Source organism: Nocardia sp. NPDC102475 (genome assembly GCF_055584605.1).
The window spans coordinates 206,105-221,146 of the sequence record NZ_JBVJLS010000003.1 but is presented as its reverse complement, the minus strand read 5'-3'; the positions used below and the strand labels follow the sequence as shown (position 1 = coordinate 221,146).

Genomic DNA, 15,042 nt, shown 5'->3' with positions numbered 1-15,042 from the left:
TTCCGTGACGCATCCGTGGTTGCCCGGTGTCGTCGTGACCCGGATGGTCCGCGCGGGGATGCCGCCGCTGACTCACTCCTTGCGGCGGACCGAGGCTTCTACGAGATCCAGTACGGCGGAGAGGTTTTCGTTGGTGTGGCCGGAGGCTATGCGGGCGATCAGGCCGTCCAGCACCAGATCCAGGTAGCCGAGTAGGACGTCGGTGGGGACGTCGTCGCGGAGGGCGCCCGCGGCCTTGCGGCGTTCCAGGCGGGCGAGGGTGGCGGCGGTCAGTTCGGCGGAGCGCTGGGTCCAGCTGGCGCGGAATTCCGGATCGGTGCGCAGGCGGCGCGCGATCTCCAAACGGGTTCCGAGCCAATTGAATTGCTCCGGGTGGGCGAGCATATCGCGCATGACCTGTACCAGACCCTGATTGGCCGCGACATCGGCCATGCGGTCGGCGTCTTCTTGGGCCAGCGCGAGGAACAGGGCGTCCTTGTCCCGGAAGTGGTGGAAGATCGCGCCGCGAGACAGGCCGATGGCCTCTTCCAGGCGGCGCACGGTCGCACCGTCGTACCCGTACTCGGCGAAACAGGCCCGCGCCCCGTCCAGAATCTGACTACGCCGGGCGGCGAGGTGATCATCACTGACTTTGGGCATTTCGGCGGGCTCCTCCGAGCGAAGCGGGCAATGCGATGTGAAGAGGTCCGCGCACCGCGGGTAATGCGGTGCGCGGACCTACTACAGCACAGTCGTTCAGCCGCGAATCATGTTGCGCAGCACGTACTGCAGGATGCCACCGTTGCGGTAGTAGTCGGCCTCACCGGGGGTGTCGATCCGGACCACCGCGTCGAAGGTGACGACATCACCGTTCTCCTTGGTGGCGGTGACCTTCAGGGTCTTCGGAGTCGCACCCTCGTTCAGCTTGGTGATGCCCTCGATATCGAAGGTCTCGGTGCCGTCCAGCTTCAGCGACGCGGCCGACTCACCGGCCGGGAACTGCAGCGGAATGACGCCCATACCGATGAGGTTCGAGCGGTGGATGCGCTCGAAGGACTCGGTGATGACGGCCTTCACACCCAGCAGCGAGGTGCCCTTGGCGGCCCAGTCACGCGAGGAGCCCGAACCGTACTCCTTACCGCCGAGCACGACCAGCGGAATGCCGGCGGCCTGGTAGTTCTGCGAGGCGTCGTAGATGAACGCCTGCGGGCCGCCGTCCTGGGTGAAGTCGCGGGTGTAACCGCCCGAGACATCGTCGAGCAGCTGGTTGCGCAGCCGGATGTTGGCGAAGGTGCCGCGGATCATGACCTCGTGGTTACCGCGACGCGAGCCGTAGGAGTTGTAATCCTTGCGCTCGACGCCGTTGGCTTCCAGGTACTGCGCCGCCGGGGTGCCCGGCTTGATGTTGCCCGCAGGGGAGATGTGGTCGGTGGTGACCGAGTCGCCCAACAGTGCGAGCACACGCGCGCCCTTGATATCGGTGACCGGCTCCGGCGTCTGCGGCATGCCCTCGAAGTACGGAGGCTTGCGGACGTAGGTCGACTCCTCGGCCCAGTCGAAGGTCTTGCCCTCCGGGGTCGGCAGCGAACGCCAGCGCTCGTCGCCCTTGAAGACGTCCTTGTAGTCCTCGAGGAACATATCGCGGGAGATGACCCGGTCGATGGTGTCCTGGATTTCCTGCGGCGCAGGCCAGATGTCCTTCAGGAACACGTCGTTGCCGTCGGTGTCCTTGCCGAGCGCGTCGTTCTCGAAGTCGAAGTCCATGGTGCCCGCGAGCGCGTAGGCGATGACCAGCGGCGGGGAGGCCAGGTAGTTCATCTTCACGTCGGGGGAGATGCGGCCCTCGAAGTTGCGGTTACCGGAAAGCACCGCGGTGGCGGTCAGGTCGTTGTCGTTGACCGCCTTGGAGATCTCCTCCGGCAGCGGACCGGTGTTGCCGATGCAGGTGGCACAGCCGAACGCGACCAGGTTGAAGCCCAGCTTGTCCAGGTACGGCCACAGGCCGGCCTTCTCGTAGTAGCCGTTGACGACCTGCGAACCCGGGGCCATCGAGGTCTTCACCCACGGCTTGCGGGTCAGGCCCTTGTCCACCGCGTTGCGAGCCAGCAGGGCCGCGCCCAGCATGACCGACGGGTTGGAGGTGTTGGTGCAGGAGGTGATCGAGGCGACCACGACCGCGCCGTGGTCCAGCACGAAGTCGCCGTACTCCTCGGTGGAGACCTTGACCGGCTTGGACGGGCGGCCCACCGCACCGTTCGCGGCCGACGGCAGCACCGCGTCGTCCTCGGCGAAGGAAAGCACCGCCGGATCGCTGGCCGGGAAGGACTCCTCGATGGCCTCGTCCAGGTGGGTGTGCGGGGTGGTGGCGGCCGGACCGGTCTCCGCGTCGCTGGTGTAGTTGTGGATGTCCTTGCGGAAGGCGGTCTTGCTCTCCGACAGCAGGATCCGGTCCTGCGGACGCTTCGGACCGGCGATGGACGGCACCACGGTGCTCAGGTCCAGCTCCAGGTACTCCGAGTAGGCGGGCTCCTTGTCGGCGTCGTGCCAGAGGCCCTGCTCCTTGGCGTAGGCCTCGACCAGCGCGACCTGCTCGTCGGAGCGGCCGGTCAGCTTCAGGTAGTCGACGGTCACCTCGTCGATCGGGAAGATCGCTGCGGTGGAACCGAATTCGGGGCTCATATTGCCCAGGGTGGCGCGGTTGGCCAGCGGCACCTCGGAGACGCCCTTGCCGTAGAACTCGACGAACTTGCCGACCACACCGTGCTTGCGCAGCATATCGGTGACAGTGAGCACCACGTCGGTGGCGGTCACGCCCGGGTTGATCTCACCGGTCAGCTTGAAGCCGACGACGCGCGGGATGAGCATGGAGACCGGCTGGCCCAGCATGGCCGCCTCGGCCTCGATACCGCCGACGCCCCAACCCAATACGCCGAGGCCGTTGACCATCGTGGTGTGCGAGTCGGTGCCGACGCAGGTGTCCGGGTAGGCCTGGCCGTTGCGGACCATGACGACGCGCGCCAGGTGCTCGATATTGACCTGGTGCACGATGCCGGTGCTCGGCGGGACGACCTTGAAATCGTCGAAAGCCGTTTGGCCCCAACGCAGGAACTGGTAGCGCTCGCCGTTGCGCTGGTATTCGATGTCGACGTTGCGCTCGAAGGCGTCCGCACGGCCGAATACGTCGATGATGACGGAGTGGTCGATGACCATCTCGGCGGGGGCGAGCGGGTTGACCTTGTCCGGGTCGCCGCCGAGGGTGGCGACGGCCTCGCGCATGGTGGCCAGGTCGACGATGCAGGGCACACCGGTGAAGTCCTGCATGATCACGCGGGCCGGGGTGAACTGGATCTCGGTGTTCGGCTGAGCCGACGGATCCCAGCTCGCGATGGCGCGGATGTGATCGGCGGTGATGTTGGCGCCGTCCTCGGTGCGGAGCAGATTCTCCGCGAGGACCTTCAGTGCGTAGGGGAGTTTTTCGGTACCGGGCACGGCCGAGAGACGGAAGATCTCGTAGGAGTTGCTTCCGACCTCGAGGGTGCCCTTGGCGCCGAAAGTATCGATACTTGTCGTCACGTCAGCTCCACTCGTCTGTGAGGGTGGCCGCGGGCGGGGCTGTGCCCGCGGCTGGTTTTTTCGAGCGACCTGCAGGCAGTCGCTTCGGTTACGTGTTCGGAGGGTCCCAGCGCTGGAACGTACTGGTTCCTCGCGGCTTCGAGCCTAACAGTACGCTTGTCCTGTGAAACGCGCGGGTGCCGTTGAGCGCGACGTCCGAAGGTGATCCGACACTCCGTCGCGTACTGTGCTTTCGAGTTGTTCGGAGTGACTGGTGGGCCCGCACCGGTTCACCCTGCAGTGTTGGATGCCCGTCGCCTCGCGTGCCGATGCGGCTCGACAGACCGGATGGAAGATGACCGTCTCGCACACCTCGGTGTTCACGCCTATGCGCGCCGAACTCCCCCCTGGTATCGACGACAAGACGTTGACCCAGATCAAGGAGGATGTGGTCGACAATCATGTGGCCACGCCGAAGGGTAAGGATCAGGACGCACTCGAGGCGGTCGTCGCCGATGCTCGCGCCCACGGCATCGAGCTCAGCATCGTGGTGATTCCCGGTAATCCAGGCCACGACTCCAATCTACGGGACCTGGCCACCGAGGTCGGCAAGACCGAGCACGGAACCGTGGTGGTGTTCAGCGACGACTGGGTCGGCACCTACAGCGATTCGATCAGCCGGGTGAAGCTGGAGCGGGCCGAGGACCTTTCCAAGAGCACTCAGGGGCATTCGGCGCAGGCGGCGCGGCTTTTCGTTGATCAGCTGGAGCGTCCGGAGACCTTTTCCTGGACCGCGATCACCAGTGTGTTGCTTGTCGGCACGGCGGCGGTGGTCGGCGGACTCTACTGGGTGAAGTCTCGCCGTTCTGCAGGGCGGGCTGTGTCGGTAGGGGTTTCGGGTCCCGGCGACGACAGGGATCTCACCTCGTAACGAGCATTCGCTCAGTTACTTTTCCTATCGGTCGGTTTGTTTTTGCCGGCCGAATCCTCGCGCCTGTGTGGCTATTTCTCGGCAACTACCAAATTACGCGGCTGTAGTTCTGTTGCCGGAGTTTCTTTAGTGAATGATGTGTCGTACGGTTCGAATGGTGACTGATGGGGAAAGAGTGTTCAGAGAGCTATCTGTGCACCACTGAGCGTTATGGTTCGCAGGGGGCTCGTGAGGTTAAGCCTGGTCGGGTCCTTGGGAGGTGCGATGCGCAACAACGGCGTTGCCGGTTCTCGGCGTCCGCTGTGGGTCGCTCTGGGGTTGCTGGTCACTGCCGCTGTGCTCGTCACGGCCGGACCGGTCGCTGCGGTGCCGCCCGCCCCGCCCAACCCGAGCGATAGCCAGATCGTCGACGCCGGAGCACAAGTCGACGCCAGAGTGACCGAGGTCGGCGCGCTGATCAACCAGGTCGCGGTGACGGATCAGAAGCTGCGGGAACTCGACGGCGCGATCGCCCAGAAGCGCGAAGAGGTGAACAAGGCCCTCGTCGATCTGCAGGACGCCCGCGACGCCGCCGACGCGGCCGCGGCCGCGGTGGTGCAGACCCAGCGCGAACTGAGCGACGCCGGAATCCAGGTCGACCAGGCCAGACGCAACTTCGACCAGTTCGCGGTGCAGGCGTACACCCGGCCCGCCGCGACCTCGATGGTCACCTATCTGTCCTCGGCCACCCCGGAGGTCGCCCTCAGCCGTGCCCAGGTGTTCACGCTGGTATCGAAGAATCAGCAGTCGGTGCTCGACTCGCTGCGCCGCGCCCAGATCGAACAGGGCAATAGGAATGCCAGTGCGCGCCAAGCGAAATCGGCCGCCGACGCGGCCGCCGCGGTGGCCGAGCAGAAGAAGACCGACGCCGAGAACGCCGTCGCCGCCGTGCAGGCCGAACAGGATCAGCAGGCGGCGCAGCGAGAGGGCCTACTACGCGAGCGCACGGTGGCGCAGGGTCGCCTCGACCAGGCGCGCGCGAATGTGGCCGGGCTGCAAGGGCAACGTGAGGCATATCTGTCCTGGGACGAACAGCGCAAGGCTGAGGAGGCCGCTATCCGCGCGGCCGCCGCGGCCGCCGCCGCACGTGCGGCCCAGGACCAGGCCGCCAGAGACCGCGCGGCACAGGCGGGCGCGGGTAAGCGGCCGCATATCCAGATGGAGGATTCGCCGCCGCGCCAGACCCGCCCGCGCGTCACCGGGCCGACCATGCCGCCCATCGGCGGCTCCGAGGCGATCGAAACCGTGGTCGATCGGGCCATGTCGCAGCTGGGCGTCATCTATGCCTGGGGCGGTGGCGACGAGGACGGGCCGACCCTCGGCATCCGCGACGGCGGTGTCGCCGACAGCTACGGCGATTACAACAAGGTCGGCTTCGACTGCTCGGGTCTGATGATCTACGCCTTCGCCGGTATCGGCGTCTCACTGCCGCACTACAGCGGCTATCAATACAACGCGGGCGCCAGAGTGCCCGTTGCCGAGCGCAGCCGCGGCGACATGCTGTTCTGGGGGCCGAACGGCAGCGAACATGTTGCGCTCTACCTCGGAAACGGGAAGATGGTCGAGGCGCCGCAATCCGGCGAGGTGGTACGGGTGTCTCCGGTGCGCGAGGGCGGCATCATGCCGTACGCGGTGCGGATCGTCTCGTAACCCCTAGGCTCGTCTGGTAACGCCCAGGCTGGGCCGTCCGCCGCGAACCCGACCGCGAACCTGTTGATTTGCCATTATCTCGGGTCCGGTTGCGGCATATGCGGCCATTACCTGGAATAGTTGTGGCAGCACGCACAGGACCAAAGCGAAAGCGGGGATGTTGGTGACTTCGACGGACGGTGTGAGCGGGGCAAGTTTGGCGAAAGAGGCCGCTGCTCCCGCACCCAGCACCCTGGAGCGTGACGTCCAGACCCTGGAGAAGGCGATATACGAGGTCAAGCGCGTTATCGTCGGCCAGGATCGGCTCGTCGAACGGCTGCTCGTCGGGGTGCTCGCACGCGGCCACGTACTGCTCGAGGGTGTCCCGGGTATCGCCAAAACCCTTGCGGTAGAGACCTTCGCCAAGGTGGTCGGCGGTTCGTTCTCCCGCGTCCAGTTCACCCCCGACTTGGTGCCAACCGACCTCATCGGAACCCGGATCTACCGCCAGGGCCGCGAGCAATTCGATACCGAACTCGGCCCGGTCGTCGCGAACTTCGTCCTCGCCGACGAGATCAACCGCGCGCCCGCCAAGGTGCAGTCCGCACTGCTCGAGGTGATGGCCGAGCGGCATGTGTCGATCGGCGGCAAGACCTACCCGATGCCCGATCCGTTCCTGGTCATGGCGACCCAGAACCCGATCGAGAGCGAGGGCGTGTACCCGCTGCCCGAGGCGCAGCGCGACCGCTTCCTGTTCAAGGTGGTCGTCGACTACCCGTCGGTGGAGGAAGAGCGCGAGATCATCTACCGGATGGGTGTCACTCCGCCGGAAGCCAAGCCGATCCTCGAGCCGTCCGAGCTGATCCGCTTGCAGAAGGTGGCCGCGAATACGTTCGTGCACCATGCACTGGTCGACTACGTGGTCCGGGTGATCGCGGCGACCCGCAAGCCCGGTGACTTCGGCATGCAGGATGTGGCGAGCTGGATCGCCTACGGCGCCTCGCCGCGCGCCAGCCTCGGCATCATCGCCGCGGCCCGCGCCGTCGCGCTGATTCGCGGCCGCGACTATGTGGTGCCGCAGGATGTCGTCGAGGTGATTCCGGATGTGCTGCGCCACCGTCTGGTGCTGTCCTACGACGCGCTCGCCGATGAGATCAGCCCCGACGATGTGATCAAGCGCGTGCTGCAGACCGTCGGCCTGCCGCAGGTCGCGCCGCAGGCGGTCGCGCCGCAAGGAGCCGGGGCGCAGGCCGCACCCGTTCCGGCCGCCTCGCCCGCCATGGGTCCGCACGGCGCGCAGCCGCCGATCCCGCAGCCGGCCGCCCCCCAGGACGCGGTGCCGCAGCCGCCGGTCGCGCAGATGTCTCCGGCCGCCGGCAATAACCAGCCGAAGTGACCTCGGCATCGGCTGTGCCTGATTTTCCACAAGACGGGGTTCCACCAGTGCCGATGTCCCCACATACACCACCGTCTTTCCGATCGGGCGAACTGTCCGACCCCAAGCTGACGGCGGCGCTCAGAACACTGGAACTGACCGTCCGTCGTCGACTCGACGGTGTTCTGCACGGCGATCACCTCGGTTTGATTCCGGGCCCCGGCTCGGAGCCGGGCGAGGCCAGGACCTATCAGCCGGGCGACGATGTGCGCCAGATGGATTGGTCGGTCACCGCCCGCACCACCCATCCGCATGTGCGGCAGATGATCGCGGACCGGGAACTCGAGACCTGGATGGTGGTCGATCTGTCGGCCAGCCTCGACTTCGGCACCGCGCTGTGCCAGAAGCGTGATCTGGCCGTCGCGGCTGCCGCGGCGATCACCCACCTCACCAGCGGCGGCGGTAATCGGATCGGCGCGGTCGTCGCGACCGGTGAGCAGTTGACCCGCATTCCCGCGCGCAGCGGCCGGGTGCACGCGCAGTCGATGCTGCGCGAGATCGCGACGACGCCGCACGCCCGCGACGGTGTGCGCGGCGATCTGCGCGAGGCGATCGAATCGTTGCGCCGCCCGCAGCGCAAGCGCGGACTCGCGGTGGTCATCAGCGACTTCCTCGGTGATATCAACTGGCAGCGCTCACTGCGCGCCATCTCCGCGCGCCACGATCTGCTCGCGGTGGAAGTGCTCGATCCGCGCGATCTGTCGCTGCCCGCCGTGGGTGATGTGGTGCTGCACGATCCCGAGACCGGGCGCACCCGTGAATTCAGCGTGACGCCTTCGCTGCGTGCCGATTTCGCGGCCGCCGCCGAACGCCATCGCGTTCAGGTCGAGCAGGCCCTGCGCAGTTGCGGCGCACCGGTGCTCACCCTGCAGACCGATCGGGACTGGATCTCCGACGTGGTCCGGTTCGTGTCCACCCGGCGCCACGCATTCGGCGCCCCGAGCGGACGGGCGCCGCGCCAGTGAGTATTTCGCATTTCACCGCGCTGGTCTGGCTCGGTTTCCTCGCCGTGGTCGTGCTGATCGCGTTGGGCTACATCCTCGTTCAGCGCAGCCGCCACCGGCACATGCTGCAGTTCACCAATATGGAGCTGCTGGAGAAGGTCGCCCCGTCGCGGCCGAGTCCGATGCGGCATGTGCCGATCGCGCTGATGCTGGTCGGTCTGGTGTTCCTCACCATCGCGGCCGCGGGGCCGACCGCCGTCAAGAAGGTGCCGCGCAATCGCGCGACAGTCGTTCTGGTGATGGACGTTTCGCTGTCCATGGAGGCGACCGATGTGCCGCCCTCGCGACTGAAGGTGGCGCAGAAGGCCGGTAAGGAATTCGTCGACGGGCTGCCCCCAGGTATCAATCTCGGCTTCGTCACCTTCGCGGGCACCGCATCGGTGATGGTGCCGCCGACGACGAACCGCGAGGCCGTCAAGGCGGCCATCGACAACATCAAACTCGCCGAGCGCACCGCCACCGGTGAGGGCATTCTCACCGCGCTGCAGTCGATCGACACTATCGCCACGGTGCTCGGTGGTGCGGAGACGCCGCCGCCCGCGCGCATCGTGCTGATGTCCGACGGTAAGCAGACGGTGCCCGACGACAAGGATGTCGACAACCCACGGCACGGTTTCACCGCGGCCCGCCTCGCCAAGAACAAAGGCGTTCCGGTGTCGACGATTTCGTTCGGCACGTCATGGGGCACGGTGGAGATTCCGGATCAGGACGGCAAGGGCGCCCAGCGCGTCAAGGTGCCTGTCGACGACGATGCGCTGCGCGAGATCGCCAAACTCTCCGGCGGCGATTTCTATACCGCTTCGAGCCTGACCGAGTTGACCGCGGTCTACGACACGCTCGAAGAGCAGATCGGTTACGAGATGACCAGGGGCGATGCCAGCAGGCCTTGGCTTTTGCTCGGCATGCTCGTTGTCGCTGCCGGTGTAGTTACCGGCTTGCTCTATCGTCAACGCCTGCCGTAGTCGTCGTCAATGCCTGCCGTCGCGACGCGCCCGGTTCTACATAGAGCACTATGTGTGGCCCGGGCGTGGCGCACGAACCCGAACAGATAGGTTGGTCCTCATGTCGAACATCACATCCCGGTCGGTCCTGGTGACGGGTGGCAACCGCGGTATCGGACTCGCGGTCGCGCAGCGTCTGCTTGCCGACGGGCACAAGGTGGCCGTCACGCATCGTGGGTCGGGGGTTCCGGACGGTCTGTTCGGTGTGAAATGCGATGTGACGGACAGTGATTCGGTCGATGCCGCCTTCGCCGAGGTGGAGCAGCATCAGGGGCCGGTCGAGGTGCTGGTCGCCAATGCGGGCATCACCGACGACACCCTGCTGATGCGGATGAGCGAGGAGCAGTTCACCAAGGTCATCGATGCGAACCTGACCGGTGCGTTCCGCTGCGCCAAGCGCGCGAACCGCGCCATGCTGCGGGCGCGTTGGGGTCGGATGATCTTCCTCGGCTCGGTCGTCGGCCTCGGCGGCGGGCCCGGCCAGATCAACTATGCCTCGTCGAAGGCCGGTGTCATCGGCCTGGCGCGTTCCATCACCCGTGAGCTCGGCTCGCGCTCGATCACCGCGAATGTGGTCGCGCCGGGCTTCATCGAGACCGATATGACGGCCGAACTGCCCGACGATCTGCGTGACACCGCGAAGAAGTTCATTCCGCTGCAGCGCCTGGGCCAGCCGGAAGACGTCGCCGCCGTGATCAGCTTTCTGGCCTCCGATGATTCGGCCTATGTTTCCGGCGCGGTGATCCCGGTCGACGGCGGCATGGGCATGGGCCACTGACCCAACCGACAGCCGGCATGTTCGGCGGTCGCGTAACCAGTTGAACTTCGACTACAGGAGAACCGAAAACCCATGGGCGGATTGCTCGAAGGCAAGACCATCCTGATCACCGGCATCATCACCGATTCCTCGATCGCGTTCCACGCGGCGGCGGTCGCGCAGGAGCAGGGCGCGAAGGTGATCATCACCGGCATTCCGGAGCGGCTGCGGTTGATCGATCGGATCGCCAAGCGGCTGCCGCAAGAGGTCGCCCCGGCCATCCCGCTCGATGTCACCAACGAGGACGATCTGGTCGCGCTGGCCGATAAGGTCCGTGAGCTCGCACCGGACGGCCTCGACGGTGTGCTGCACTCGATCGCCTTCGCGCCGCGCACACTGATGGGCCCGGAGGCGCGTCCGTTCCTGGACGGTCCCGGTCCGGATGCGGCCAAGGCCTTCGAGATCTCGGCGTGGAGCTACGCCTCGCTGGCCCGCGCCGTGCTGCCGGTGATGAACGAGGGCGGTTCGCTCGTCGGCATGGACTTCGATCCGCGCACCGCGATGCCGTTCTACAACTGGATGGGTGTGGCCAAGGCCGCGCTGGAGTCGGTGAACCGGTATGTGGCGCGCGAGGTCGGCACCGCCAAGCGGATTCGCTCGAATCTGATCGCCGCGGGCCCGATCAAGACCCTCGCGGCCAAGGCCATCGCGGGCACCGCGACCGACGATGCCGCCAAGCTGAACCAGCTCAACACCTACTGGGACGGCGCGTCGCCGATCGGCTGGGATGTCGACGATCCGACCGTGGTGGCGAAGTCGATCGTCACGCTGCTCTCGGACTGGCTGCCGGGCACCACCGGTTCGATCATCTACGTCGACGGTGGAGCCAGCCACAACACCTGGTTCCCGGAGAATATGTCGATCAACTGAGGTAATCCGAAGGGAGACACCGTGGTTCGGGCCGCCGACGCCCTGCTGCTGCTATCGTTCGGCGGTCCCGAGCGGCCCGAGGACGTGATGCCGTTCCTGGAGAACGTCACTCGGGGGCGGGGCGTGCCGCGCGAACGTCTCGAGGAGGTCGCGCAGCATTACCTGCACTTCGGCGGTGTTTCCCCGATCAATGCGCTCAACCGCGACATTATCGCCGCGGTGGAGCGTGAATTGGCCGGTGCCGGAATCGAATTGCCGGTGTACTTCGGTAACCGCAACTGGGATCCCATGGTCGAGGACACCGTCGCGCGCATGGCCGCCGACGGTGTGCGGTCGGCCCTGGTGTTCCCGACCTCGGCGTGGGGTGGATACTCCGGCTGCCTGCAGTACGACGAGGACATCGCAAGAGCGCGTGCGGCTTTCGGGCCGGATGCGCCGGAACTGGTGAAGTTGCGGCAGTACTTCGACCACCCGCTGTTGATCGAGGCATTCGCTGCGGCGATTCGTGCTGCGGTTGGTTCTCTTCCCGCGCAGCGCCAGGAAGGCGCTCGACTGGTGTTCACTGCGCACTCGATACCGGTATCGGCCGATATTTCCGCGGGACCGCCTGCGGATGGTGGCCGTCTGTACAGTCGTCAGGTCGCCGAGGCCGCCCGATTATGTGCCGCCGCAACGGGATTCGCCGATTATGACCTGGTGTGGCAGTCCCGCTCCGGGCCACCGCGGATCCCTTGGCTCGATCCGGATATCGTCGATCATCTCGAGGATCTGTCCGGCAAGGGTGTGGATGCCGTCGTGGTCTGCCCGGTCGGGTTCGTCTCCGATCACCTCGAGGTCATCTGGGATCTGGACAACGAAGCCAGGGAGAAGGCGGAGGAACTCGGCATGGCGTTCGCCAGGGCCGCCACCCCCGGCACCGATCCCCGCTTCGCCCAGTTGGTCGTTGAACTGATCAACGAGCACCTGACCGGCAAATCGCCACGCCGACTCGGCGACATTCCAGGCTACGGCTGCACCGTAAACGGTGCCTCGTGTGCAATCGACTGCTGCACCCCGCCGCGACGCCCCGCCACGGCAACCTAGCTTTCGAGGGGACGTCGATGGCACCAGCCCGACGCGCCGCCGGGTTGCGTCGCTGGTGCGTCAAAGCCTCGCGCGGCGGGCACCGCGCCGCCGTGGCCGCAGCTGATATAGGCGGTACCAGGCCAGCGCGAGGAAGACGGCCCCTAGCCCGGCGACGACTCCCATGTCGAGCAGCCACGTGCCCATGGTGTGTTTCCACAGCGGGTCGGCTGCGCCCGTGTGCGGTGTGAGAGTGTCGAGGTCGAGGGTGGCGGCTCCCGCTCCGAACCCCCAACGGGATGGCGATATGTAGGCCAGTTGCTCTAGGCCGAGTGTGCCGGGCAGCCGCACCAGCCCGCCGGTGAGCACAAGCTGTGCCATCGACAGCACAATAAGCAGCGGCAGTGTCTTCTCCGAGGTGTTCACCGACACCGACACCAGCAAGCCCAATGCCAGCGATGCGATCCCGAGCAGCGCCATCGCCAGGATCAGCTCCAGCTCGACAGAGGTGAAGAGCCCCTTGGACGGCATATCCACATTGATGGTGCCGACCAAGACCAACACCACCGCTTGAAGGGTGGTGATCACGCTCAGGACCAGCAGTTTCGACATCAGATAGACCCCCGCCGACAGGCCTGCCGCGCGTTCTCTGCGGTAGATCGTCTGTTCCTTGACGATCTCGCGAATCGAGTTGCCGGTGCCGACGAAGCATGCCGCGAATGCCAAAATCATGAGTTTGGTCGGGGCATCGACGTTGGATCCGGGCGGCCCGGCGAATCCCTCGCCTGACGGCACTGCGGCGATCAAACCACCGAGAAGCACGGGCATCACGCCGAGCAGCGCCAGATAGCTTCGGTCCGAGGCAATCACCGCCAGATATCGCCGGCACAAGGTACTGAGCTGGGCAAGCTTGGACTGCTGCGCAGGCGGCGGCGCCGGTGTGTGCACTTCCGCTGGGCCGACATCGTCGGTCAATCCGACCGCCACGTAGTTCTCGAAGCGTGGCGAAGTCCGGAACTCACCGGCCCAGTCGCGGTCTTCCTCGCGGTCGAATGCCTGGAACACCTCGGCCCAGCTGCGCTGTGCGAACTGCTGCAGCCCCTCCGCCGGCGGCCCATAATAGGCAAGCTGACCACCAGGCACCAGGACCAGCAGGCGGTCGCAGAAATCAAGATTGGCCACGCTGTGCGTAACGACGATGACGGTCCGCCCGTCGTGCGCGAGTTCGGACAGCATTTCCATGACCGTTTTGTCCAGGCCCGGGTCGAGGCCGGAGGTCGGTTCGTCCAGAAACAACAGGGACGGTTTGGTCAGCAACTCCACTGCGACGCTCACGCGTTTACGCTGTCCGCCGGAGAGCTTATCGATGCGGGTATCGGCGTGCCGCGCCAAACCGAGCTCGTCGAGGACCTCGTCGACTCGCTGTTCGCGCTCCTCGCGGCGCGTATCACCGGGGAAGCGCAATTCGGCCGCGTAGAGCAGCGCGCGCCGCGTCGGAAGCTGGTTGTGCAGGATGTCTTCCTGCGGGACCAGCCCGATTCGGTGCCGGAGTTCGTCGTAATCGGTGTACAGGTCGCGTCCGTCGTAGCGGACCGTCCCCTCCGTCGCGGGCCGCAACCCGGTGACCGCGCCGAGCAGCGTCGACTTGCCCGCTCCGCTGGGCCCGATGACCCCGACAAGTGAGCGCTGCGGGATCGGGAAGCTCACCCCGTCGAGGAGCACCTTGCCCTCGGGGGTCCGCACGGTGAGGCTTTGCACCGAGACCGATACGTCACCGGTGTCGACGAACTCGCGCAGCTCGTCGCCGACCAGCCGGAACGTGGTGTGCCCCATGCCGATCAAATCGGATTCGGACAGGTCCGCGGCATCGATTCGGTGGCCGTTGACGTAGGTGCCGTTGTGGCTGTCGAGGTCGACGATCCGGTATCTGCCGTCGCCGATCGTGCGCAGCTCGGCGTGATGGCGGGAGAGCATGAGGTCGTGGGCGACGATGTCGTTGTCTGCCGCGCGTCCGATCCGAAGCGTGGGCGAGGTGATCCGGACGACCGCGCTGGGTCGGGCCACCGAAGCTGGCGTTCGCGAAACTCGCCTGGACCGACCCGCGTGGAATTTCGTGACCGTTGCTTCATCCGCGAGGTCGTAGCCCGGATCGGAGACGATCATCGTGTCTACCCCGATATCGTCATCGGACTTTTGGCCGGTTTGTCCTTCTTGCCCCTCGATGGAGCAGGCCAACTGCTCGCCGTCCACGGCGTGACCGAGCTGGAACGTCTCGTCATGGTCGATCAGCATCCGCTCGACGCGGTGACCCTCGAAAAAGGTGCCGTTGAGGCTGCCCGCGTCCTCGATTTCCCAACCGTCCGCACCCCGCTCCAGCACGGCGTGCACCGAAGATGCGCGCGGATCGGTCACGATAACGTCGGATGCCGGATCGCGACCGACGTTATATGCCGTCCCAGCGCGTAGCCGATAGACGCGTTCCCGAGTCTGCACCACAAGAACTGGCGTCTCGGGGGATCCGATGGAGGACTGGTCATCCGCCATGACGTGAGTATACGACTGGTCCGCAGTCTCCCGGCAATGTTCGACTACCTCGCAATTCCGGTCGTCGGCAACCCGTCAGCACAAACATCCGATTGGCGTTGGTGTCGACAATGTATCCGGCGCTCCAGGCTGACGTCGGGACCCGCCAGACCAGTTCGGGCAGACTTCGTCGCGGTGTT

11 protein-coding genes are annotated in these 15,042 nt (G+C 66.0%); 8 read left to right on the top strand and 3 right to left on the bottom strand.

The window, feature by feature from the left end; genetic code table 11:
• Positions 1-72: 72 nt before the first annotated feature.
• Both ACZ60G_RS06670 and ACZ60G_RS06665 read right to left on the bottom strand, forming a co-directional pair.
• On the bottom strand, positions 73-639 hold the full coding sequence (locus ACZ60G_RS06670; protein ID WP_040691943.1) for a TetR/AcrR family transcriptional regulator: 567 nt from the start codon (positions 637-639) through the stop codon (positions 73-75).
• 96 nt (positions 640-735) lie between these two features.
• On the bottom strand, positions 736-3,540 hold the full coding sequence (locus ACZ60G_RS06665; RefSeq protein ID WP_465808377.1) for an aconitate hydratase: 2,805 nt from the start codon (positions 3,538-3,540) through the stop codon (positions 736-738).
• Between the two features lie 346 nt (positions 3,541-3,886).
• On the opposite strand from ACZ60G_RS06665, the gene ACZ60G_RS06660 reads away from it, so the two are divergent.
• The 8 genes from ACZ60G_RS06660 to ACZ60G_RS06625 all read left to right on the top strand — a co-directional run bounded on the left by ACZ60G_RS06660 (position 3,887) and on the right by ACZ60G_RS06625 (position 12,340).
• Positions 3,887-4,462 carry an Rv1476 family membrane protein gene (locus ACZ60G_RS06660; protein ID WP_465807887.1) on the top strand — a complete coding sequence of 192 codons (576 nt, stop codon included), beginning with the start codon at positions 3,887-3,889 and terminating at the stop codon, positions 4,460-4,462.
• Positions 4,463-4,726: 264 nt separating this feature from the next.
• A complete protein-coding gene (locus ACZ60G_RS06655; protein ID WP_465807885.1) occupies positions 4,727-6,151 on the top strand; it encodes an NlpC/P60 family protein in 1,425 nt (474 codons plus the stop codon).
• 157 nt (positions 6,152-6,308) lie between these two features.
• Entirely contained in the window at positions 6,309-7,526 is a 1,218-nt protein-coding gene (locus ACZ60G_RS06650) for an AAA family ATPase (RefSeq protein WP_465807883.1), read from the top strand.
• Between the two features lie 53 nt (positions 7,527-7,579).
• Positions 7,580-8,530, top strand: a complete 951-nt coding sequence (locus tag ACZ60G_RS06645) for a DUF58 domain-containing protein (RefSeq protein WP_465807882.1) — start codon at positions 7,580-7,582, stop codon at positions 8,528-8,530.
• Complete coding sequence (locus tag ACZ60G_RS06640; protein WP_357472199.1) at positions 8,527-9,531, top strand: VWA domain-containing protein; 1,005 nt, start codon at positions 8,527-8,529, stop codon at positions 9,529-9,531. The genes ACZ60G_RS06645 and ACZ60G_RS06640 overlap by 4 nt, the downstream gene beginning before the upstream one ends.
• Positions 9,532-9,631: 100 nt before the next feature.
• Positions 9,632-10,348 carry a 3-oxoacyl-ACP reductase FabG1 gene (gene fabG1 / locus ACZ60G_RS06635; RefSeq protein ID WP_433526614.1) on the top strand — a complete coding sequence of 239 codons (717 nt, stop codon included), beginning with the start codon at positions 9,632-9,634 and terminating at the stop codon, positions 10,346-10,348.
• 72 nt (positions 10,349-10,420) lie between these two features.
• The gene (gene inhA, locus ACZ60G_RS06630) at positions 10,421-11,257 is read left to right on the top strand and encodes an NADH-dependent enoyl-ACP reductase InhA (protein WP_465807881.1); all 837 of its coding nucleotides are present in this window, start codon (positions 10,421-10,423) and stop codon (positions 11,255-11,257) included.
• Positions 11,258-11,278: 21 nt separating this feature from the next.
• Complete coding sequence (locus tag ACZ60G_RS06625) at positions 11,279-12,340, top strand: ferrochelatase (RefSeq protein WP_465807880.1); 1,062 nt, start codon at positions 11,279-11,281, stop codon at positions 12,338-12,340.
• Positions 12,341-12,400: 60 nt separating this feature from the next.
• Here the strand turns inward: ACZ60G_RS06625 and ACZ60G_RS06620 are convergent, their stop codons facing one another.
• Positions 12,401-14,863, bottom strand: coding sequence for an FHA domain-containing protein (locus ACZ60G_RS06620; RefSeq protein ID WP_465807878.1), 2,463 nt, complete (start codon positions 14,861-14,863; stop codon positions 12,401-12,403).
• Positions 14,864-15,042 lie beyond the last annotated feature (179 nt).

Bases quoted from the DNA above. Each gene is read 5' to 3' on its own strand.
- ACZ60G_RS06620 (WP_465807878.1), bottom strand. From the start codon at position 14,863: ATGGCGGATGACCAGTCCTCCATCGGATCCCCCGAGACGCCAGTTCTT.
- ACZ60G_RS06655 (WP_465807885.1), top strand. From the start codon at position 4,727: ATGCGCAACAACGGCGTTGCCGGTTCTCGGCGTCCGCTGTGGGTCGCT.
- ACZ60G_RS06650 (WP_465807883.1), top strand. From the start codon at position 6,309: ATGTTGGTGACTTCGACGGACGGTGTGAGCGGGGCAAGTTTGGCGAAA.
- ACZ60G_RS06660 (WP_465807887.1), top strand. From the start codon at position 3,887: ATGACCGTCTCGCACACCTCGGTGTTCACGCCTATGCGCGCCGAACTC.
- ACZ60G_RS06645 (WP_465807882.1), top strand. From the start codon at position 7,580: ATGTCCCCACATACACCACCGTCTTTCCGATCGGGCGAACTGTCCGAC.
- inhA (WP_465807881.1), top strand. From the start codon at position 10,421: ATGGGCGGATTGCTCGAAGGCAAGACCATCCTGATCACCGGCATCATC.
- fabG1 (WP_433526614.1), top strand. From the start codon at position 9,632: ATGTCGAACATCACATCCCGGTCGGTCCTGGTGACGGGTGGCAACCGC.
- ACZ60G_RS06670 (WP_040691943.1), bottom strand. From the start codon at position 639: ATGCCCAAAGTCAGTGATGATCACCTCGCCGCCCGGCGTAGTCAGATT.